Annotated in this window: 23 protein-coding genes and 3 pseudogenes; 15 read left to right on the plus strand and 11 right to left on the minus strand. The window is 69.3% G+C overall.

The features are described from left to right. Positions 1 to 449: 449 nt before the first annotated feature. A complete protein-coding gene (locus E0500_RS23205) occupies positions 450 to 1058 on the minus strand; it encodes a helix-turn-helix domain-containing protein (RefSeq protein WP_131559253.1) in 609 nt (202 codons plus the stop codon). Between the two features lie 88 nt (positions 1059 to 1146). On the opposite strand from E0500_RS23205, the pseudogene E0500_RS23210 reads away from it, so the two are divergent. The 4 genes and pseudogenes from E0500_RS23210 to E0500_RS23225 all read left to right on the plus strand — a co-directional run. Further along, positions 1147 to 1492 (plus strand): annotated as a pseudogene (locus E0500_RS23210) (class I SAM-dependent methyltransferase); the annotation flags it as partial. A gap of 109 nt (positions 1493 to 1601) precedes the next feature. Next, positions 1602 to 2161 (plus strand): annotated as a pseudogene (locus tag E0500_RS23215) (alpha/beta fold hydrolase). A 66-nt stretch (positions 2162 to 2227) separates the two neighbouring features. Further along, on the plus strand, positions 2228 to 2428 hold the full coding sequence (locus E0500_RS45025) for a hypothetical protein (RefSeq protein WP_165934858.1): 201 nt from the start codon (positions 2228 to 2230) through the stop codon (positions 2426 to 2428). Between the two features lie 217 nt (positions 2429 to 2645). Further along, complete coding sequence (locus E0500_RS23225; protein WP_131559251.1) at positions 2646 to 3236, plus strand: isochorismatase family protein; 591 nt, start codon at positions 2646 to 2648, stop codon at positions 3234 to 3236. A 231-nt stretch (positions 3237 to 3467) separates the two neighbouring features. On the opposite strand, the gene E0500_RS23230 is transcribed toward E0500_RS23225, so the two are convergent. The 4 genes from E0500_RS23230 to E0500_RS23245 all read right to left on the minus strand — a co-directional run bounded on the left by E0500_RS23230 (position 3468) and on the right by E0500_RS23245 (position 7208). Continuing rightward, entirely contained in the window at positions 3468 to 4796 is a 1329-nt protein-coding gene (locus E0500_RS23230) for an MFS transporter (protein ID WP_131559249.1), read from the minus strand. Between the two features lie 164 nt (positions 4797 to 4960). Continuing rightward, positions 4961 to 5419, minus strand: coding sequence for an RpiB/LacA/LacB family sugar-phosphate isomerase (locus E0500_RS23235; protein WP_131559247.1), 459 nt, complete (start codon positions 5417 to 5419; stop codon positions 4961 to 4963). Between the two features lie 285 nt (positions 5420 to 5704). Further along, a complete protein-coding gene (locus tag E0500_RS23240; RefSeq protein WP_131559246.1) occupies positions 5705 to 5887 on the minus strand; it encodes a hypothetical protein in 183 nt (60 codons plus the stop codon). A 325-nt stretch (positions 5888 to 6212) separates the two neighbouring features. Next, complete coding sequence (locus tag E0500_RS23245; RefSeq protein ID WP_165934857.1) at positions 6213 to 7208, minus strand: LacI family DNA-binding transcriptional regulator; 996 nt, start codon at positions 7206 to 7208, stop codon at positions 6213 to 6215. A gap of 205 nt (positions 7209 to 7413) precedes the next feature. Here E0500_RS23245 and E0500_RS23250 point away from each other — a divergent pair. From E0500_RS23250 to E0500_RS23270, 5 genes and pseudogenes are all read left to right on the plus strand, one after another. Then, a pseudogene (locus tag E0500_RS23250) lies at positions 7414 to 7689 on the plus strand (hypothetical protein); the annotation flags it as partial. 395 nt (positions 7690 to 8084) lie between these two features. Continuing rightward, a complete protein-coding gene (locus E0500_RS23255) occupies positions 8085 to 8552 on the plus strand; it encodes a nuclear transport factor 2 family protein (RefSeq protein ID WP_131559242.1) in 468 nt (155 codons plus the stop codon). 353 nt (positions 8553 to 8905) lie between these two features. Continuing rightward, positions 8906 to 9067 carry a thiamine pyrophosphate-binding protein gene (locus tag E0500_RS23260; protein WP_258573454.1) on the plus strand — a complete coding sequence of 54 codons (162 nt, stop codon included), beginning with the start codon at positions 8906 to 8908 and terminating at the stop codon, positions 9065 to 9067. Beyond that, positions 9034 to 9195, plus strand: a complete 162-nt coding sequence (locus E0500_RS23265) for a hypothetical protein (protein ID WP_165934856.1) — start codon at positions 9034 to 9036, stop codon at positions 9193 to 9195. Before E0500_RS23260 ends, E0500_RS23265 begins: the two co-directional genes overlap by 34 nt. Continuing rightward, complete coding sequence (locus E0500_RS23270; protein ID WP_131559240.1) at positions 9195 to 9926, plus strand: class I SAM-dependent methyltransferase; 732 nt, start codon at positions 9195 to 9197, stop codon at positions 9924 to 9926. The genes E0500_RS23265 and E0500_RS23270 overlap by 1 nt, the downstream gene beginning before the upstream one ends. A 304-nt stretch (positions 9927 to 10230) precedes the next feature. Here E0500_RS23270 and E0500_RS23275 read toward each other — a convergent pair whose 3' ends face one another. The 6 genes from E0500_RS23275 to E0500_RS23300 all read right to left on the minus strand — a co-directional run bounded on the left by E0500_RS23275 (position 10231) and on the right by E0500_RS23300 (position 15982). Next, positions 10231 to 11256 carry a C40 family peptidase gene (locus E0500_RS23275; protein ID WP_131559238.1) on the minus strand — a complete coding sequence of 342 codons (1026 nt, stop codon included), beginning with the start codon at positions 11254 to 11256 and terminating at the stop codon, positions 10231 to 10233. 231 nt (positions 11257 to 11487) lie between these two features. After that, on the minus strand, positions 11488 to 12399 hold the full coding sequence (locus E0500_RS23280) for a M56 family metallopeptidase (protein WP_131559236.1): 912 nt from the start codon (positions 12397 to 12399) through the stop codon (positions 11488 to 11490). After that, positions 12396 to 12770 (minus strand): BlaI/MecI/CopY family transcriptional regulator, encoded by a 375-nt coding sequence (locus tag E0500_RS23285; protein WP_131559235.1) that lies wholly within the window; start codon positions 12768 to 12770, stop codon positions 12396 to 12398. The genes E0500_RS23280 and E0500_RS23285 overlap by 4 nt, the downstream gene beginning before the upstream one ends. 280 nt (positions 12771 to 13050) lie before the next feature. Continuing rightward, a complete protein-coding gene (locus tag E0500_RS23290; RefSeq protein WP_131559233.1) occupies positions 13051 to 14310 on the minus strand; it encodes an MFS transporter in 1260 nt (419 codons plus the stop codon). Then, positions 14307 to 15461, minus strand: a complete 1155-nt coding sequence (locus tag E0500_RS23295) for a PLP-dependent cysteine synthase family protein (RefSeq protein WP_131559231.1) — start codon at positions 15459 to 15461, stop codon at positions 14307 to 14309. The genes E0500_RS23290 and E0500_RS23295 overlap by 4 nt, the downstream gene beginning before the upstream one ends. A 119-nt stretch (positions 15462 to 15580) precedes the next feature. Next, positions 15581 to 15982, minus strand: a complete 402-nt coding sequence (locus E0500_RS23300; protein ID WP_131559229.1) for a hypothetical protein — start codon at positions 15980 to 15982, stop codon at positions 15581 to 15583. A gap of 294 nt (positions 15983 to 16276) precedes the next feature. Here E0500_RS23300 and E0500_RS23305 point away from each other — a divergent pair, with 294 nt between their 5' ends. From E0500_RS23305 to E0500_RS23330, 6 genes are all read left to right on the plus strand, one after another. Then, positions 16277 to 16702, plus strand: coding sequence for a hypothetical protein (locus tag E0500_RS23305; RefSeq protein WP_131559227.1), 426 nt, complete (start codon positions 16277 to 16279; stop codon positions 16700 to 16702). A gap of 81 nt (positions 16703 to 16783) precedes the next feature. Next, positions 16784 to 17008, plus strand: coding sequence for a hypothetical protein (locus tag E0500_RS23310; RefSeq protein ID WP_131559225.1), 225 nt, complete (start codon positions 16784 to 16786; stop codon positions 17006 to 17008). Between the two features lie 203 nt (positions 17009 to 17211). Next, positions 17212 to 17601 carry a hypothetical protein gene (locus tag E0500_RS23315; RefSeq protein WP_131559223.1) on the plus strand — a complete coding sequence of 130 codons (390 nt, stop codon included), beginning with the start codon at positions 17212 to 17214 and terminating at the stop codon, positions 17599 to 17601. A gap of 176 nt (positions 17602 to 17777) precedes the next feature. Further along, a complete protein-coding gene (locus E0500_RS23320; protein WP_131559221.1) occupies positions 17778 to 18386 on the plus strand; it encodes a carbonic anhydrase in 609 nt (202 codons plus the stop codon). Between the two features lie 84 nt (positions 18387 to 18470). After that, the gene (locus tag E0500_RS23325) at positions 18471 to 19949 is read left to right on the plus strand and encodes a SulP family inorganic anion transporter (protein WP_131559219.1); all 1479 of its coding nucleotides are present in this window, start codon (positions 18471 to 18473) and stop codon (positions 19947 to 19949) included. Positions 19950 to 20139: 190 nt separating this feature from the next. Then, complete coding sequence (locus tag E0500_RS23330) at positions 20140 to 20601, plus strand: hypothetical protein (protein ID WP_131559217.1); 462 nt, start codon at positions 20140 to 20142, stop codon at positions 20599 to 20601. The last annotated feature ends 84 nt before the right edge of the window (positions 20602 to 20685 follow it).

Here is a 20685-nt window from a genome sequence, read left to right on the forward strand (position 1 = left end):
GGGCTGTACGGCTCGCCGGCGGTCCGGTGAGCAGATCCAGGGCGACTGGTGCGGGCGGTCAGCGTTCCCCCCACCACGGCCTGGTCAGGTCGTTTCGGTACCCCAGGCGAGATGAGTCTGCTGTGCCGCTTGTCCAGGCCCCGAAGTCCTGGCCCGGACCGTGGCGGCACCGGTAGCCGGGACGGCGGTGACTCCAGTGGCGGCAGAACCAGTGCAGCGGCGCAAGCGTGCGCCCCCCGCCACCCAGCGGTGATCAGGCCGGAGCCGTGCTCGGTGCCGCGCCGGGCAATGACCGGGTTGATCTCGATGTGGAGGACTTGGCCGGGCCAGGCGTGGTTGCGATCGCGTCCATGGCGGGCCAGTCGTGCCAGCCCGTGAGCCCGTACCCACCGTGCCGGAGAGCATGCTGGCCATGGCCAGTCAGGAACGCGGTGAGCATCTCGCTGAGTTCACTGTCGGCTCCCGGCTTGGGACGAGCGATGGGGGTCGGTGCGTACGTGCGCGCGCATCCCTTGCAGGCCGAACAGGATGAGAAGCTCCACCACGCCGCCGTCGGCGCTGCCCAGCCAGTGGGGCGAGGACGTGTCGAACTCGGCTGCCTCACCGGGCGGCAGCGTCAGGTCACGCTCCCCGATCACGAGTCGCAGGCGTCCGCCCAGCACGTAGAGCCATTCGAAGCCTTCGTGGGTCTGCGGGGTCGGTTCGAGAGGTTCCGGCCGGGCGGGGATGATCATCTTGAACGCGTGCACACCGCCCGGTCGCCGGGACAGGGGCACGAAGGTCATGCCGAACCGGCTGATCGGCTTGAGGTGGATCCGGGGGTCGCCGGTGCGCGGGGCGCCGACGAGGTCGTCCAGCGGAACGTCGTAGATGCGGGCCAGTGGCAGCAGCAGTTCCAGGCTCGGCCGGCGCTGCCCGCTCTCCAGCCGGGACAGGGTGCTCTCCGACACGCCGGTCGTCGACGCGAGGTCGGCGAGGGTGATGCCGCGGTCACGACGGAGCGCACGAAGCCGTGGCCCCACCGCGTCGAGCACGTCGTCGTCCGTCGGGTGATCCATGAGACCCATCTTGCCATTACCGCAAGATCTCGTGCCAGGTCGTGGTGCGCCTGCCAAGACTGAGCGCCCACCGACACAAGGAGTCTTGATGAGCACCACCGATGCGGTCGCCACCGAAACGGTGACGGGCCTGCCGCCCGGTGACGCGTCGGACCTCGGATGCGGTGACGGCGGCGACGCGCTGTGGCTCGCCCGCCCGGGGGTGGCAGGTCACAGCCGCCGATATCTCGGCCGTGGCGGTCGAGCGGCTCGCCGCCCTCGCCCGCTCACACGGCCTGGGCGACCGCGTCACAACCGTGCGGCACGACTTGCACACGTCTATCCGGTCCAGCGGATCCGACCTGATCTGCACCCACTACTACCTGCACACCCCCTTCGACCTGGACCGGGCGACCGTACTGAACTCGGCCGCGCACACACTGCGTCCGGGCGGGGTTCGCCGACGTCGACGGCGTCCGTATGCACTACGTGAAGGGCGGCAGCGGCACACCGGTCGTGCTGATACACGGTTGGCCACAGACCTGGTACGGCTGGTGGCCGATCATGCCGGAACTCGCCAAGCGCCACACCGTCTACGCCTCGACCTTCCCGGACTGGGCGACAGCATCGGCTCACCGACCGGCTACGACAAAGCCACGCTGGCACGTTATGTGCACAAGCTGATCGCCGATCGGCTCGGGGTGCGTGATGCCCGTGTCGTCGGGCACGATTTCGGTGCCGCAGTGGCATTCCAGTACGCCAGCCAATTCCGCGACGACACCGCACGCCTCGGCTACCTCGACCTGCCGCTGCCCGGGCCCGCGATCGATGCACGTACCTACCGCTCACTGAGTTGGCACATCGCCTTTCACTCCCAGCGACGAGTCCCCGAGGCGGTCGTGGATGATGATGTCCGCGAGTACCTGGCACTGTTCTATCCCCAGGTCTCGTTCGGCGGCACGGCGTTCGGTGGCACCTCCGACCGGTCCCCGTTCACCGGCGCCGAGATCGACGAGTACGCACGAACTTACAGTCGGCCCAAGGTCCTGTCGGGCGGCTTCGAGCTCTACCGCGCCCTCGACAAAGACGTCCGCGACACCGTGGCAGGAGTCTCGCCGCGGTGAGGGATCAGCAGAACCGCCCGCCCTGCCACCTGGGCGGGCATCGGGGCGACGGTCGCGGTGGCCTCCTTGACGGCCCGGTTCCTGCTCGCCCGGCCGGTTCAGGACCCGCTCGGCGATCACGAGCTCCTCCCTCTCGGCCTGGACCTCCTGCAACTGCTTGGCCAACTCCGCAGCGAGCTCGTCCAGTTCGCTCAGCCGAGCCGTGATCCGCTCCAGCTCCCGCATCCCCACGCCCTCCCAAGCTTTCCCGACGTACCGGCCCGGTGACGGATCGTAGGAGCGGTACCGCACGGCGGCCCCGGATCGCGCAGGCGAAAGGGCCGGGTGGGAGAGGCGGCGAGCAGGAGGGCGGTCCGCGCGGCATTTCGGACGCGCTTACCACGTACGTCCCCATCGGGTGAGTGACCGGCGGGGCTGCGCCTGCCCACCGACCAAGGGGGCGACCATACGGGCAAATGGGTTCACCCAAGGGAAAGGATTCGCCGTGCGCCGTGCACTGATCGTCGTTGATGTGCAGAAGGACTTCTGCGAGGGCGGCAGCATTCCGGTGAAGGGCGGCGCGGGCAGGGCCGTCGCCATCGCCGACCTGGTTCGGCGCGCTGACGGGAGTTACACGTACATCGTCGCTACCCGTGACCACCACATCGACCCGGGGGACCACTTCTCCGAGCACCCAGACTTCCAGAACTCCTTCCCCGAGCATTGCGTCGTCGGCACCGAGGGAAGCGAGTTCCATCCGGACTTCGCGCCCGCCGTCAACTCCGGAGCCGTCCACGAGGTGTTCTACAAGGGGGCACACTCCGCCTCGAAGAGCGGATTCGAGGGCTCGACCCAGGACGGCACACCACTGGCCGCCTGGCTGCGCGCCCGCGACGTCGGCGAGCTCGACGTCGTCGGCATCGCCACCGACCACTGCGTGAAGGCCACCGCGCTCGACGGCGTACGAGCGGGCTTCACGGTACAGGTCCTGCTCGACTACACCGCCGGCGTCGCCGCCCACACCACCAACACCGCGATCAGCGAGCTGCGCCAGGCAGGTGTGGCGCTGAGCGGCGAGCCCATCGTCCTCGCCTGAAACAGCCTTACGCAGTGGGACCGGCTCCCTGTCTTTCCCGCCGCTGCCTGACGGCGTGGTGTGAGCTGGAGAGCAGGGGCGCGGTCCGCTGCTGCGAGGCTGACGCGGACGGTGCGCCCGGCTGAAGGTTGAGCGAGGGTGGCCGGGACGGAGTCGGTCGTTTGACAGACCCGCATTCTCTCGGAGCGGCGGTCATCGGGCGCAGAGCGCACCTTGCTGCCCGATGTGATGTCAGGGGCGGCGTTCCTCGGCGACGAGGGCGAGTACTCGCCCTCGCTCGTCGCGGCCATAGGTTTCTTTGGTGGCGAGAATTCCGACGAGGCCGATCACGGCGGCGCCGAGGTAGAGCAGGGCGGCGCCGGGCCAGCCAAAAGTGCCCACCAGGGCTGCGGCGAGCAGAGGCGCGAAGCCGCCGATGGCTGCGGCGACTTGATAGCCGAGCGAGGCTCCCGAGGTGCGGGTGGCGGTGCGGAACTGCTCGGTGAGCAGGGCCCCCTGTGTCCCGGTGAGCGAGGCGTGGATGAGCCCGATTCCGATGATGAATACGGCCACGATCAGTGCTGGATGGGCGGTGTTGGTGAGCAGGTACATCGGGAAGGCGAAGAGGATCGCTGCCGTGCAGCCCGTGATGTAGAGGGGGCGGCGTCCGATGCGGTCGGTGAGCGCGCCGGCGAGGAAGGTGACCGCGATGGCCAGGATGCTGGCGGCCGTGATGGCGCCGAGAGCGACAGGGCGCAGATCGGGGTTGCGTTCGGTGATGTAGTTGAGCAGGTAGGTCGCGGTGGAGTAGTAGGCGAAGGATTCGACGACGCGCAGGGCGATCACACGCAGGATGCTCCGCCAGTCGTCGCGGAGGGTCGCAAGGAGGGGGTTCTTCTCGGTCTTTCCACTGGCCTGGGCTTCCTGGAACTCAGGGGATTCGGAGAGCCGGGAGCGCACAATCAGCGCGACGATGACGAGGACGGCGCTGAGCAGGAAGGGTGTTCGCCACTGCCAGTCGCCGTCGAGAGTGGCGCTCCAGGCGAATACGCCGCTGGCGAGTGCGATGCCCAGGGGGTTGCCCGACTGAGGGATGGCGGCGAACATACCGCGGCGGTGCCACGGGGCATGTTCGTAGGCCATGGTGATCGCCCCGCCCCATTCGGCGCCGAACGCCAGGCCCTGGATCATGCGGATGGCTACGAGCAGGATCGGCGCGAGTACACCGGCCTGCTCGTAGGTCGGCAGCACGCCGATGAGGAATGTGGCGGCCCCCATGACGACCATGGCGGCGACCAGGACGGGCTTGCGGCCGAGCTTGTCGGCGAAGTAGCCGCCGATCGCGCCGCCGAGCGGGCGCATGACGAAGCCGACCGCGAGAGTGGCGAACGACAGGAGTGTGCCGACGAACCGGTCGTTTTCGGGGAAGAAGACGGCTCCGAAGTAGAGCGCGGACGCGGTTCCGTAAGCGATGAAGTCGTAGTTCTCGACGCTGGTGCCGACGGCTGCGGCGACTGCTGTCTTGACGCGGTCCTTCGTGCCGAGCACGCTTCGCCGTCCGACAACGGTGCTGGTGGGCATGAGGATTCTCCTTGCAGTGGTCTCCGGATCACGTGTGTGATGCGGGAGCCCCTGGTCGGCACGGCAGGGCCGGGGCTTCTTTCCGGTGGTTCCAGGTATGCCGAGGCGACGCACGACGGCGTCGTACGAAAGGGGCGCGGGCGGGACCTCGCCCGCCGGCGGGGTCAGGCCGGCGGCGGGGTCAGGGAATCGAGCGCGTTGAGCTTGGTGACTCTGCGGCGGGTGTCCTCGTCGTCGTCGAAGGTGGCGGCGAGGAACTCGCGGACGATGTCCGGCACGAGCGCGTGCGGGACGAGCCAGGCGCCCATGGCGATGGCGTTGGCATCGTCGTGCTCGACCGCTTGGTGGGCGGAGTAGGGCTCGTGAGCCAGACCGCAGCGGATGCCGGGCAGTTTGTTCGCGGCCATGATGGCGCCTTGACCGGTGCCGCAGACGAGCACGGCCCGATCTGCGGCACCGGAGAGCACCGGGTCGCAGGTGGCCCGGGTGATGTCGGGAAAGTCGACAGGGTCGGAGTTGTGGGTGCCGCAGTCGATGATCTCGTGGCCGAGATCCTCGATGGCCCGGCGCACGGCGTCTTTGAGCGGGTACCCGGCATGGTCTGCTCCGAGGGCGATTTTCATCGGCTGGTCTTTTCGAAGAGGGCGGGCTCAAGTGCGGCCCGGTGAGGGATGGATGGTGGGGCGCCCGGCCGGGTGACGGCATGCGAGGCGGCGGCGACGCGCAGTCGCTGTTCGAAGGGCAGTGTGCGGAGCTGCGGGGTAACCAGTGGGGTGTCGCCTGCGGTCGTGGTGTCGACGGCACTGACTTTGCTCGCGGGTGCGTGCCCACACTTGCCGCCACAAAGGTGGTAGGCCGTGCCGGCGGAGCCGAGCGTGCGGACGACGTCGGTGCCGAGTTCCGGGAGTTCAGGAAGGCGGGGCCTGGAGATCCTGGTCGGGGATGCCCGGTAACGCGGCGGCGGCCGTGTGGTCGTGCTCGTTGACGACGAGCAGGTCGCGGTCGGCGACGATGCCGCCTGGACGCAGCTCCGAGCAGGTGCGTTCGACATCAGCACCGGGAATCGCGTGGTTGGTGCTGGGCACCACCACGATGCAGCTCCTGCCACGTCATCGATGGGGACGACAGCCCGCCCCGAGGATGTGTTCTCCTCCAGCCGCGCGCTGGCGGCAATGCCGATGCCGATGCCGTCGCGAGCGAGGAAATCATGCAGGACAGCGCCTGGCGCGGCCTCCATGGCACCCGCCATACGCACTGAGGCACCGGCGCGGACTGCGGCGACGGCCTGATGGGCACCTTTACCGCCCGGAGCCGACATCGAGGAGTGTGCGCCGATGGTCTCGTCGGGGCCGGGCAGTTGGTCGTGGCGGATGGCTTCGTCCATGTCGATGCTGCCCACAACGGTTGTGCGAGTGCTCATTGGACGCCCCTTCGTGACCGGTCGACGAAGGAAGTGGCGATGCGTTGCCCAGGTGCGCCGCGGCCGGCGAGGAGGTCGACCAGTCCGCGCACGCCGAGGCGGCCGATCGACGACGCGTCGTTGCGGACCGCGCTGATGGGCGGTGAAGCGAACTCGAACCAGTCGAGGTCGTCGAAGGAGACGACCTCGATGCGGGCGGCCTGCTCCGCACCGAGCCGCTCGCGCAGCGCGCGGACGGCCCCGAGGGTGGTCAGGCCGTTCGCGCCGAAGACGGCAGTGAAGGGGACGCCCCGGTCGATGACGCGGCACATCGCCTCGGCCGCGCCGCTGGCCAGGAAGTCACCGGCGTCGAGCAGTCTGTCGTCGGTGCTGATCCCGTGCTTCTCACGCCCGGCAAGGTAGGCGGCGCGGCGTTCAGCGCCGGTGGAGATCGTGTCGGGGCCGCCGATGAACGCCACGTCGCGGTGTCCGCGCTGCCGCAGCCAGGCCAGGACATGCCCGACGCCCTCCGCGTTGTCGGTGCCGTACAGCGGGGCGTCAACACCCTCGATCGTACGGTTGAGGAAGACGAGCGGCAGCCCGGAGGCCAGCGTGGCCGCAAGCTGCGGCGAGACCGTGCCCTGCGGGGAGAACAGCAGGCCGTCGATGCGTTGCGAGGCGAAGGTCCGCAGGTATGCGTCAGCTTGTTCAGCGTCCTCGTTCGCGTTGGCCAGCAGCACGGTGTAGCCGTGGTGACGCGCTTCTTGCTCCGCGGCGTGGGCGAGTTCGGAGAAGAACGGGTTGCGGATGTCTGAGACGAGCAGCCCCAGCACGTCGGTACGGGAGCGTCGCAGAGAACGGGCGGGTCCGTTGGCGATGTAGCCCAGCTCGGCCGCGGCGGCGAGGACGCGGGACCGGGAGTCGGGCGAGGTCTGGCTGCTGCCGCTGAGTACCCGGGACGCGGTACCCAGCGAGACCCCGGCCCGTGCCGCGACGTCCTTGATCGTGGCCACCGGCTCCACCTCCTCGTGGAAACGTTTCCATGGCGGGAATGCCTCAAAGATCGCACACAGAACGCGCAAGGAGCAAGACCCATCCGTAGCCTGAACCGGAAGCGCCGCACGAGCCTGTCGTCACACGATCCCGTTCTGCAGCTCATACGGAGAGGTCGCTCTCTCGCGAACTTCGCGCTGTGGAGGGGAGTTCGATGCTCTTGTCATCCCCGTGGCTGGCGGAGCCGTCATCGAGGTGCGGGTCATGGCGCCCTCCTACCACCCGGACACCGCCGCCCCCACCTGTCCGCCGCGGCCGGGTCGCCCCCTGCCCGGGGTGGACCTCACCGGCTACCGGACCTTTCGGGACGCCCGCTTCGGCGGAAGCTTCGAAGGGGACACGCAGATCGGGCTGGGTGTGCGCGCCCGGCTGTCCTTTCGGGTGCTGACGCTCATCGACCGCGTGGTGGTGGACGTCGCCCACTCGTGGACCGGCCGCTGACGCCGCTGTCGGAGGTGAGCCTTGTCGTAGCCGGCAATGGCGAGCCCGGCAGTCCCCTCAGCGAAGAAGCTCAGCCCAAGTGCCGTCGCAGTACCAGGCGTCGATAACTGGTCACGGTTTCACGGGCCACTACGGCACCTTCTCACTGTTCTCAGGGACGAAAGCCCCTGTAAACGGCGGCCTGACGACCCAGCAGTCCTGAGCCCGTGTCGGAGCAGTTCGAGTCGCCGCTGGCACATACCCGCTCACGTCGGCACAAGCTGCTGAGAATCCCGCTCGATGTACCTGCCTTTCGGCGCGCAGGGCGCAGGTGTTGTCGGCTGCCGCGGTTGTCCCACGGAGGGTGGGTGCGACGGACCCTCCCTGAACCCCGCCCGCGGCCTTAGCGTCGAGTCATGAACGACGAACAGTTGATCACGGACCTGCACAGCCGGTGGGTGTTCGGCTGGGAGCGCGATGAGGGGGACGCGCCGTTCGACTTCCGGCGCACCTTCGACGGGTTCTACGACTTCAGCTCTCCGGACGTCCGCCTCTACGACGACTTCGACCCCGAGCAGCGGGTGGCGACGACAGCCGCCGGGTACGGCTCGATCTGGGAGCCCAACTTTCACAGGATGGTCTCCGCGCATCATGCCGTCCATGACGGCCCGCACGTCATCGCGGGCCACGATCTGGCCGCGTCCACCCTGACGTTCGTAGCGCGGATCACCATGCCCGACGTCACCACGGATGTGCGCACCACGACCTCGCTGGTCTGGCGCCGAACGCCGGACGGCTGGCGGATCGTCCGCGAACACAACTCGACCAAGGTTCTGCCCGCGGGGGACCTCGACGGCATGCTGCCGGCGCACGAGACTCCCTGACCCCGTGCGCCGGCTCGGGCTCAAAAACCCGGCCTTCGATTGAACCGTTGGTGCCGTAGGGCCGTTGTTGCTTGCCAGGAAGGTCACAAGGAGACTCGGGCAGGACCGTCCCGCAGACACCGTGACGGATTGAGGCCGCCTGCGGGGTGACGGAAGCCGTATCCGATGCTGCGGGGGGCCTGCCTCGATATATCGGGGATCACGATCCGAACAGACGGCGGGAGGCGGTCAGCTTTTATGAACGGCGCCGAGGTGTTTTGGTGAGCCCTACTCAACAGCGACGCGATCGTGTGCTTTGCCAACCCCGGCACGTCGGATGGCAGTTCGTGACGGCACTGGACCGTCATCCGGCTATGCGTGGTGTGCTGTGTTTGTTCGAAGGAGTGGCGGCTGAGGCTGCTGACGGCTGTGCCCGGATGGCCGGCCGGTCGGCCGCCACACCGCCGCATTCGGGACCGGGTCTGGCAGGAGGCCTGGCGGCATGGGCGGAATCATCCGCATCGCCCAACCCCTGACGATCGAGACGGCCGACCTCCATCGCAGCATCGACATACGCGAGGCGGCGTTGCTCGACGTGCTGTCCTCGCCCCCGCTAAGCCCTGCGGGCAAAAGGAGTTTCCGTCAAGTGATCGAGGAGTCGTGATGAGTGCGCTGTACGACCAGATCGGAGCGTCCTACGAACCGGTCAAGCTCCTTCCCATCGTGCGGTACGGCGAGCGGCACACACTGGGCCGCCTCCTCGTGGATGTGCGTGCGCGAAATGTGCTGGATATTCCCTGCGGCACTGGATTCTACGCACGCGAGTGCATGCGGCTCGGCGCCAGACAGGTAGTCGGCGTGGACGTCTCCACCGAAATGATTTCCGTGGCCCGCGGCATGGCGGAGCAGGACCAGTACGGGATCGAGTATCAGGTGCATGACGCTCTGCGGCTCCCGTTATTGGGAAATTTCGACATATCGATCGCGATCTGGCTGTTCAACTACGCATCGAACGAGTATGACCTGCGAACCATGTTTGAACGCATCACCGAGAACCTGACCGACGACGGATTCATCATCGGCGTCACAATGGACAGTTCGTATCGCGACGGGCTCGACTCGCGAAAGTACGGAGTGTCGCTGAAGTTCCTGGAAGCGGTCGAGGGCGGTCGGAAGTGGTCATGCACACTCCACCCGTCCGGCGGAGACATCACGTTCGAAACCTTCATGCTCGACAAGAAATGCTACGAGCGTGCTGCCGCCGCTGCCGGACTGTCCATCGAATGGATTCCGATCGAGATCAGTCAGGACGGGATCGACGCGTTCGCAACAGGGTTCTGGCAGGACGCGATTGATAATCCCTTGATGATCGCATTCCGTGCAACTCGGAACTGAACGCGTGGCAAGTCCGGACAAGCACGCTTCCACGTATGCCTCGTACGACCATCGGCGGGAACTGAACCTGCGGTCCCGCGTGGATGGGGTGAGCGCATGCTTGTGTCCGCTGTTGACAGCTCAGCCGTGCACGGGGGACGGCGCCGTCGGTGACTCCGGTGTGCCTGCTGTGCCAGATCGGAATTTCCGCCTCCGCTGGCGGCGAGGAGCGCGGAGGGGATCGCGGTTCCCAGGCAGCCCAGCAGTGTGCGGGCGACCGGGCGTGCGGTCAGCGAAGTCTTTTGCGTGGCGCGGATGTCGGCACTCAAGGCCTGCTGGCCGCGAAGAACGGCATGGAGTCCACCGGGACGATCTCGACGTTCTTGCCGGTACGCGGCGCGTGGATGGCCTTGCCGTTGCCGACGTACATGCCGTTGTGCTGGTTGTCGTTGTACCAGTAGAGGATGTCGCCCGGCTGCAGGTCCGACTTGGCCACCTTGCGGCCGGCGTCGTACTGCTGCTTGACCGTGCGCGGCAGCGAGACGCCCGCCGCGCGCCAGGAGGCGCCGGTGAGCCCCGAGCAGTCGAACGAGTCGGGGCCGGTCGAGCCCCACTCGTAGGGCTTGCCGAGCTGCGCGTACGCGAAGTCGAGGGCGGCCTTGGCGCGGCCGCTGGCCGGACCGTTGTAGGTGGCGGCGGAGTCGCTGACGCCTGCCGCGGCGTCGTCGCGCTCCTGGTCGGTCTCCAGCTTGACGCGCTGTGCGGCCGTCAGGCTGTTCAGCAGTTTGCGTGCCTCGGTGAGCTTGTCCTGGACCTCGTTCTTCATCCTGGCGGCCTTGGCGCGGGTCTCCTCCACGGCCTTCAGGCGCTTCTGGGCGGCCTGGCGCTCCTGGGTGAGTTCGCGCTGTTTGGCCTGCATCGCTCTCAGGGCGTCGGCCTGCCGGTTGCTCGTACGGTCGAGCATCTCGGCCTGGGCGAGGTAGTCGTCGGGGTCGCCGGACAGGAAGAGCTGCACGCTCGGGTCGATGCCGCCGCTGCGGTACTGGGCGGCCGCCAACGGGCCTATCCTCTCGCGCAGTTCGTTGATCTCCTGCTGCTTGCGGGCCAGGCGGTCCTGCGCTGCGTCGGCCTCGCGCTGAAGCTTCTTCTGCTGTTCGCGGATGCCGTTGTACTCCTCGGTGGGGCCCGTGGCTTCCTCGTAGAGCTTCTCCACCTGCTTGCGTACCTCGTCCACCGTGGGCTTGGGGGCCGCCTGGCTCTGCGTCGGCAGGAGGCTGACGGCGCCGGCGGCCATGCCGAGGGTGGCGATCCGGGCGCGGCTGGGCGGCTTCGGCCGGCGGTGCGTTCCCATCGTGGAGAGACTCCTCTGTGCGTCTGTGAATCGAGCGACAGGCTCTTGTCGTCGGGCCGACACGAGTCGGCATCGGCACTGCCCCACGGACCCAGAACTGGGGCGCGACCCGGTCCCGCACCCCAGCATCCCCGGCATCACCAAGCGTATTAGAACTTAGTAGCTTCGTAGTTCGCATCGCAAGTGAGTCGGTGTCACAGCGGCCTCACCAGGAACGCGTCAGCTCGGGCGTCAGCCGAGACCGGGCGGACAGGCGGCCAGCAAAGGCAGCAGCGGCACCGCCACGATCACCGCGGCCACGGAACCCCACAGGGCGGGGTGCGCGGCCTCGCGCGGGCCGAGGACCCGCTGCAGACGGATCATGACGGTCTGGCCGGCCGCCGCCAACGCGCCCTTCGGGGTGCGGGCCGCGGCCATCTCGTACATCGCTGTGGCCAGCGCCTCGTGGGAGTGGCTGCGCAACGCGCGGTCGTCCGCCACCATTTCCAGCAGGAGTGCCGTCTGCTCCCGGGCATGGCGGGCCAGCGGCAGCCACCGGAACACCGAGTGGAATGCCTCCGTGGCGGCCAGGAACAAGTGGTGGCGGCCCGCGATGTGGGCCTGCTCGTGCTTCAGCACGGCGGCGAGTTGCTCAGGAGTCAGTTCGCGTACGGCCGCGTCGCTGATCACGATCCGGGGTTCGCGGCCGGGCAGACAGTAGGCGGCGGGGGTGTCGTACGGCAGTACGGTGGCGCTGAGTCGGGCCGAGTGGCGGCCCACCAAGTCCACCGCTTTCCGGTGCTTTGTCCGCACCCGGCGGGCCCGTCCGACATGGAAGGCGAAGCTGGCTCCAAGGGCCATCCCGATCGTGGCGGGGACGCCGACGGCAAGCCGCTCCGCCAGGCTCGGGTCGGGCTCGGCCGTTCCCACGTCCACGCCGCAGGCGTGGAGCAGGCCCACCAGGTCGGCGTGCAGGTGCTCGGCCGGCAAGGCCAGGTTGTACGCGGTGAGCGTGGCCCCGATCACGAACGAGACGGCCAGCGTGTGCCACACCGCGGCCGCCAGTGCCGGGGCCCGGTGCGGCCAGCTCCCGCGCAGCATGAGGCGCGGGGCGACGAAGCCCACCGCTGCCGTGTAGCCGATCAGGGCCGGGGCCGCGTTCACGGATTGGCCTGGGCTTGTCGTCCCACGTTCCGCAGGGCCTTGCGCAGGGCGGCCACCTCGTCGTCCGACATGTTCTCCACGAAGTGGACGAGCGCGGCAGAGCGGTCCTTGCTCTCGCCCAACCCGTCCTCCATGAGAGCGGCAGCGTATGCCTCACGGCTGCGCACCGGCGTGTACAGCCAGGCGCGGCCCTGCTTGCCGCGCAGCAGCCAGCCCTTGGTGTACAGGATGTTGGTGACGGTCATCACCGTGGTGTAGGCGATGGGGCGGGTCTTGTTGATGTCGTCGACGACATCGCGCACCGTCGCCGGACGGTTCCACGTCCAGAGGCGATCCATGATCTCCGCTTCGAGATCCCCCAGCCGTCGCATCGCCCCGACTCCCTCTTCGCCATTCAGTACGCAAGGCCATAGTAGGCGGCTGCTTGCGGGCCTTCGGCGCGAGGACGAAACGTCGGCCCGCCCTGTGCGTTCGTACCCCCTCTCGCCGACCCGCCTTGCGCAATCGGCATCGCCGAGCGCCGTGGGGACACGGGGTACCGCTGCTGGGGGCCAGTGACGTTGCGGTCAAGGACGGTCCGGCGCCGCAAGACCGCGAAGGCGACTGACGCCTGGAGGCCGACCGCTCCGGTCGGCCTCTCCCGCGGTCGCGTCAGGCGGGGGCGAGTTGTGGTTCCTCTCGTGCGGCCAGGCGTCCGGTGCGGGCGAGCGCGGCGACGGATGCCGCGCACGCGAGCCCGGTGGCGGTCAGTGCGCACCAGGTCAGCCACAGGGCGTCGTGGCGTTCGGCGACGTCCCAGAGTGCGCCGGTGGCGAGGTTGCCGAGGGTGATGCCGAGGCCGGAGACGGTGTTGTACAGGCCGTAGTGGGTGGCGACGAGGTGGTTGCCGGAGAGTGTGACCACGGTGTCCATCTCGAAGGGGTAGACCAGGGCGCTGCCGGCCGCGAGCAGTATCACCGCCGCCGCGAGGGCGGTGAGGACGGCAACGTCGGTGCCGGGCGGGGTAAGGGCTAGGGGCAGGAAGGCCAGGCCCATCGCGGTCAGTCCGCGGACCAGCGCCTGCGCCGGACTCCAGCGTTGCTTCGCCCAGCCGGTCAGCCGGAGTTGCCCGAGCACGGCGACGGTTGCCGAGACCATGAACAGCCCACTCGTTGCCCAAGTGCCTTTTGAGCCAAGGGTGTGCGTGGCGGCCAGCGGCAGGGCGAGATACACCTGGAAGGTCAGGACGTACGAGCCGATCATGGCGGTGGCGAAGAGCAGGAAGGGCCGGTTGGACACGACCGTGCGCCACTGGGTCAGGACCCCGTCCGGTGCGGCCGTGCTGTCTGCGGTTTCTCCGTGACGTGCGGGCAGGGCGCGCCACTGCATGAGGGTGAGTGCGGCGAAGATGGCGGCGGCGGCCGTGCAGACGAGGCGGAAGTCGGCAGCCAGCAAGGCGAGTCCGCAGAGCGGGCCGACGAGCATGCCGGCCTGGTAGTAGACGTTGAAGGTGGCGAAGGCGTCCACGCGCCGCTCGCCGGCCTCGGCGGCGAGATAGGCGCGGACAGCTGGGTTGAACAGGGCGCCGGCGAAGCCGGTGGCCGCAGAGACGGCGATCAGGGCGGGGAGGTTGTCGACCCAGCCGAGCAGGCCGAAGCCGACGGTGCGCAGCAGGCAGCCCGCCATGATCGGCGCCTTGTAGCCGTAGCGGTCGGCGATGGTGCCGCCGATGAGGAACATGCCCTGCTGCGAAAAGTTCCGCACGCCCAGGACAAGCCCGACCGCCCAGGCGGCGAGTCCGAGCCCGCCGGAGAGGTGGGCGGCGAGGTAGGGCATGAGCATGTAGAAGGCGAGGTTGATGGCGAACTGGTTGGCCATCAGCAGCCGTACGGCGGGTGGGAAGGAGCGGGTCTGCCGCCACAAGGTCTTCACCGGACGGCTCCCGTGAGGATCCGCTCGGGGGCGTCCTGCTCGCCGGTGTTGGCGAGGGGATCGGTGATGTGGGTGCAGCGGGTCCAGCGGGTGACGACCCGGTCGGCGGGGTGAGCGATCTCGGCAGGGTCGTCGGCGGGCAGGTGGCCGAGCAGGCGGTGTTCGCGGCAGTAGGCGTCGTCGAAGACGGTGCCGACGTAGCGTTGCGGGCCGTCGGGGAAGACGGCGACGATCCGGTTCTCGGCGGGCAGAACGCGGGCCAGCCAGCGGGCCACCAGTGCGACCGCGCCGACGCTCCAGCCGCCTGTGGTGTAGTGGTCGCGGGCCAGGCGCCTGGCGGCCCACACCGCTTCGGGGGCGGCGACCCAGTGCGCTTCGTCGATCAGGTCGTAGGCGACGTTGCGGGGGTAGATGCTGCTGCCCAGGCCGCGCATCAGGCGGGGTGCGGCCGGCTGGCCGAAGATGGTCGATCCGGTGGTGTCCACGCCGACGACCCGCAGGTGGGGGAAGAAGCCGCGCAGGACGGAGGCGATGCCGGCGGAGTGGCCTCCGGTGCCGACGGAGACGACGAGGGTGTCGATCCGGCCGAGCTGGGCGACGAGTTCGTGGGCGAGCGGGGCGTAGGCGGCCACGTTGTCGGGGTTGTGGTACTGGTCGGGGCACCAGGCGTCCGGGTGGCGGGCGAGGAGGTCTTCGACGCGCCGGCGGCGCGCCTGCTGCCAGCCACCGGTGGGGTGCGGGGTGTCGACGAGGTCGACCTCGGCGCCGTACGCGGTGAGCAGGCCGGTCATGAGGGGTTCCATGCCGGGGTCGGTGACGACGGTGACCGGGTGGCCGTAGGTGGCTCCGGCGAGGGCCAGGCCGAGACCGAGGGTGCCGGAGGTGGACTCGACGATCCGCGCGCCCGGCAGCAGCTGCCCGCGTTCACGTGCGGCGCGGACCATGTGCAGGGCGGTGCGGTCCTTGATGCCGCCGGGGTTGTGGCCTTCGAGCTTGGCCCAGAAGCCGCGTCCGGTGGCGGCGAAGGGTTCGCCGATCCACAGGACGGGGGTGTCGCCGACGAGTCCGGCGGGGGTGTGAAGGGGGCGTTTGGTGTCGGCCAGCAGTTGGGCGGGCGAGGTGGGGACGGTGGTGCGGGTGGAGTGGTTCATGGCGTGCTTCTCCTGCGACCGGCGCCGCACGGCAGCGACCGGCCGTATGTGAGGGGGAAGAGGCGGAGATGACCGGCTGCCGCACCAGGGCGTGTGCCAGGGCGCGGCAGTGGGGTCGATCAGGTCCGCCACACGCCGATACGGGCCCGAGTCTGTCCGGCGGATGGCACGCCGGGTGTGGGAGGCGAGTGCTGAAGGGCCGACGATGCGTTCGGCTGGTCGTCGAGGTGTCCGGCGGACGCGGCGTCCTGGACCGTGGGATCGGCCAGGGTGACATCCCGCGGAGGCTGAACCGTCGGCTCGTCCAGGCCCCAGCAGCGCACACCGCTGTGATGCGCGGGAGGCGTTTGCCGGGCTGTCGTCTGCTGCGCCTGCTCGGTTGCCTGCCCGCAGGTGGCGGAGGACTTGAGCAGCACGGAGTCGGCCCGCCCCGCAGCGGTGGACGTCGGGCCGTGCGCACAGGCCAGGACGTGCATCAACGCGGCCAGCAACGCCAGGACAACCGCTCCGGTCCGTGCCACGGAGCGGCTGCTCCGAGAGACCGAGCCAGCCAACATGAACACAAACCGTAATCGAGTAAGCACATAAAGTTCCCGTCAAGGGTGGCTGCCACGGGTGGTCCGCGCTCCGGCGCCGGGGCGGGAATCCGCGCGGCGCCGGGATCAGTACGGGCCTCGGGGTGATGCCCGCATGGTCAGCTTCCGTTGCCGCTGATCACCGCATCGGGTGAATCAGGGCTCCGATCGGCCGTATCCGGACCGCGCAGCCTGGCATCCGGAGGTTCTCTGAACGAGAGAGCACACCAGGAGATTCGGATGCGGCACACCCTCAGCACCACAGCGCCCAGGCCAGTGGCAGCCCGCGGCCTGGGCGCTGTCGTGCTGATCGCGCTCCTTGCCCTCCTGCACGCCACGTTCAGCCCCGGCCCGTCGCATCTGTCCGCACTCGACCTGGACGGCTGCCGACCGCGCGCCGTCGCCGCGAGCACGCTCGACTGCGAGGCGTCGAACGTGCTCGCATCCGCAGGGGGCACCGAAGGTCACCCGGACGGTGACGCCGCCCAGCCCTGCGAGGCGTCCGCCTACGGGCCACGCCCACTCGCGGAATTCGCCCGTCCCCCGGCCGCGTTCGGCGCGACGTCCGACGTCCCGTCGGCCGCGTCACCGGGCAACGTGTCACCGGCGGCGAGGGGCGCGTCCGATCCCGACGCGCCCTCTGGCTCGCTCGTCCTGCGCTGCTGAGCGGAACCGGCCGCCCCGCCCTGCCCTTCGCGCGGGCGGCCGGTCCGCTCCTTTCCCCGACAGCAGCGCAGGAACATGACCATGTCCAGAGATGTCTACGCCGCCGTCGGCGCGCTCGTCCGCGCCGAACTTGCCCGCCGGCACACCCGGCCGACCCATCCTCCGGCCGAGGAAGCGTCAGCCCGCAGTCAGATCGTCACACCGGCGAAGTCCGCGTCCGCAGCGGCCCGGGCCGTGCCCGCCCGGCGGCGCCTGCGCGCCCGAGCCGCCGCGGTACTGCACCGACTCTCCACCGTCCGCGGATAGCGCCGCACCGTCGCTCGATCCTCACCGATTCCCTACATCCGGCATGCTCCACCGAACCGTGTGATTGCTCCTGCAACCAGAGTGCCGGTGTTGCCCATGTCACCTTTTCTACCCGGGAGTTCAGCATGTACCAGGGGTGCAGACAGGTAACGTTTGTGCGTCGGCACGAGCAAGATATCGGGGGGCCAGTGGTGATGCGGCGTATGGCGGCAGCAGTCGTGCTGCTGGCTGCTGCTGTCCTGCTGCACTTCGGACTGCCCCACCACTCCTCAGCCGCGCCGAGCGCGGTGTCCGCCATGGCACCCGCAATCGAAGCGGACCCCCGCAAACCGCAGGGTTCCGCGTCCGCCGCGTCTCATGTCGGCACGGGCTCGCAGCACCACGAGGCCACGGCCGACACCCTCGTCCTGCCGCCGCGGCCAGGTCACCTGGTCGAGCCGCTGTCGCTCGTCGGCGACGCGACGGCGGACGGGACGACGGCATCCCTCGTCATCGTGTCCGGTGCGGCGCATCCCCGCACCGCGAGAGACGTCTGGAACCCCGGCTCCGGGCTCACCCCCACACCCAGCACCCTGCAGACGTTCCGCTGCTGATCGGCAGCGTGCTCCGCGCGCTCCCCCCCACCAGCGGTACGCACCACCACCGTCGCCGGACGAGCATTCAACCGACCGCCCGCCACGGCTCGTTGACGCGTACCCGGACGCGCGCAGCACGCACTCTTCGCGCCCTTTTGTCCTGAGAGCCCCAGAAGAGTCACGAGGCCACCTTCATGCAGACCCTCATCGAGCACGCCCGTACGTTCCCCGAGAAGATCTCCGACCAGCAGGAGGAGTTCGCCCAGCTGGTCCAGGGGCAGCAGCCCCAGGCCCTGTTCATCTCCTGCTCCGACTCCCGTGTCATCCCCGCCCTGTTCACCGGCGCCCGTCCCGGAGACCTCTTCGAGCTGCGCACCGCGGGCAACATCGTGCCCCCGTACCGTTCGCAGGCCGCGTGCGGTGTCGCCGGATCCCTCGAATTCGCCGTCCAGGCCCTCCAGGTGCCGGACATCGTCGTGTGCGGCCACTCGCACTGCGGCGCCGTCCAGGGACTGATGCGCGAGCAGAACGTCCGGACGATGCCGCTCGTACGACACTGGCTGTCCCGCGCCGGACACCACTCCCGGACCGACGAGCCGTGGCAGACCCAGGGCCTGGGCGAGGACCCCACCCCCGTAACCCAGGAGCACGTACTCACCCAGCTCGACCACCTGCGCAGCTACCCGTTCATCGCCCGGCGCCTGTCGTCCGGACGGCTGCGGCTGCATGCCTGGTACTACACCGTCGAGACCGGCGAAGTCCTCGCGGCCACGCCCGGCCGCCGCACCTTCAAGCCCCTGTGACCCGACCGGATACGGCCCCGCACACCCGTCCGTCCGCTCCGGTCGCCCTGCCGCGACGTTCCTTCACCCCACAGAAAGAACGCCATGACTTCACCCCTTTCCTCCCTCCGGTCCGCCCTGCGCACCGACTTCACCTCGTCCCTGGTCGTCTTCCTCGTCGCCCTGCCGCTGTGCGTGGGCGTCGCCGTCGCCTCCTGTGTCCCAGCTGAACTCGGCCTGATCACCGGCATCGTCGGCGGCTTGGTCACCGGGCTGCTGCCCGGCAGCAGCCTCCAGGTCAGCGGGCCCGCCGCCGGCCTGACCGTACTCGTCCTCACCGCCGTCCAGGAGTACGGGCTCGGCGCCCTCGGCGTCATCGTCCTCGCCACCGGGCTGCTCCAACTCGCCCTCGGCGCCCTGAGGCTGGGCCGCTACTTTCGCGCCATCTCACTGTCCGTCGTCCACGGCATGCTCGCCGGCATCGGCCTCGTCCTGATCACCGGACAGGTGTACGCGCTCGCCGACCGCAAGGCACCGGGCACCGGCACCGCGAACATCGCCGGACTGCTCGATCTCGCCGTCGACGTCCTCCTCTCGGACGCAGCGCTCATCGCCGTCGCCATCGGCGCGGGAACGGTCGCCATCATGACTCTGTGGAAGAAGCTGCCCGGCAAGGCACAACTGCTGCCCGGTCCGCTCGTCGCGGTCGGCGCGGCGACCCTCGCCACCGCCGTCTTCGACCTGCCCGTCGGCCGCGTCGAGGTCAGCGGCCTGGCCGAGGCGATCCAGCCGCCCGCCCTCGGTGACTTCGGCAAGCTGGCCGAGGTCGGACTGCTGACCACCATCATCGCGTTCACACTGATCGCCTCCGCCGAGTCGTTGTTCAGCGCGGCGGCGGTGGACCGGCTGCACAACGGTCCGAAGACCGACTACGACAAGGAGCTGATGGCCCAGGGCGCAGGCAACACCGTGTGCGGGCTGCTCGGCGCGCTGCCGATGACCGCGGTGATCGTCCGCAGCGCCGCCAACGTGCAGGCGGGTGCCCGCACCAAGGTCTCCCGCGTCCTGCACGGCGTGTGGCTGCTGATGTTCGCAGCCCTGCTGCCCGGCGCCCTGGGCATGATCCCGACCGCCGCGCTCGCCGGCGTCCTCATCCACGCCGGCTTCAAACTGCTGCCGGTCAAGGAACTGGGTCCGCTGTGGCGCGAACACCGGGGCGAGGCCGTGGTGCTGGTGATCACCGCGGGGGCGATCCTGGTCACCAACATGTTCGAAGGCGTCCTGATCGGGCTGCTGCTCGCCGTGGTCAAAACGGCCTGGGAGGCCTCGCACGTCCACATCGACGTGGACAACGCCGACACGGGCAGCGGTCCGGTGCGGGTCCGGATCCGCGGACACGCCACCTTCCTGCGGCTGCCGCGCATCCTCGACGCCCTGGAACAACTGCCCGCCGACCGGCCCGTCGAGCTCGACCTCGCCGGGCTGAGGCACCTCGACCACGCCTGCATGAGCGCCCTGCAGAACTGGGCGGACCAGCACAACGCCCACACCGTCCAGCCCGAGCGCACCCGCGTCTCGGCATGAGAACCGGCCCGTGGGGCGGCCCCTACCGCCCCACGGGCCTTTGGTTACATACGGAGTGAACGGCCCCGAGCGCTCACCCGTACCCCTTGTCGTACGCCTGGTCCCTGATGCGGACGGGAACAACCTGGAGACGGAGAGGCACGTGGCACAGCATCCCGAGCAGTCAGAGCGAGGACGCACTGGCCGTCCCGTGCCCACCGCCCGTCTGGTACGCGGCGCCGCACTGGCCGCAAGCCTGGCCGTCCTCCCGCTGGCCACGGCCTGCAGCGGAGGCGGCAACGACCCTTCAGCGAACAGCAAGCCGCCGCAGATATCCGCGGCCCCCGCGGCCGGTGTCGTGGCACCGGCGAAGGTCGAGGTGATCGCCGGCCTGACGGGCTGCAAGCCCAAGATCCGCGTCGACGCGGACGAACTGCGCCAGGGCGTCTGCCACACACCGAAGGCCGACTACAGCATCACGACCTTCCCAGAGGAGAAGTACAAAGAGACCTGGCTGGAGTCTGCCTCCATATACGGGGGCAAGTACCTCGTCGGCTCGCGCTGGGTCGTCGCCGCGAAGCCGAAGATGCTGGAGCAGTTCCGTGCCAAGCTCGGCGGGAGCATTCGGACACTGAGCGGCCTGAGCGGGGGCCCGGCCCCGAGCGCGTCGTAGCGGCGGCGCGTCCCCACCGCACTCGCACACCCCCACCCGCGGCCCTCGACCGCGACGTATGACCCCCTGCCCTGGAGGCTGCTT

This window comes from Streptomyces sp. KM273126, assembly GCF_004337435.2.
GTDB lineage: Bacteria > Actinomycetota > Actinomycetes > Streptomycetales > Streptomycetaceae > Streptomyces > Streptomyces acidicola.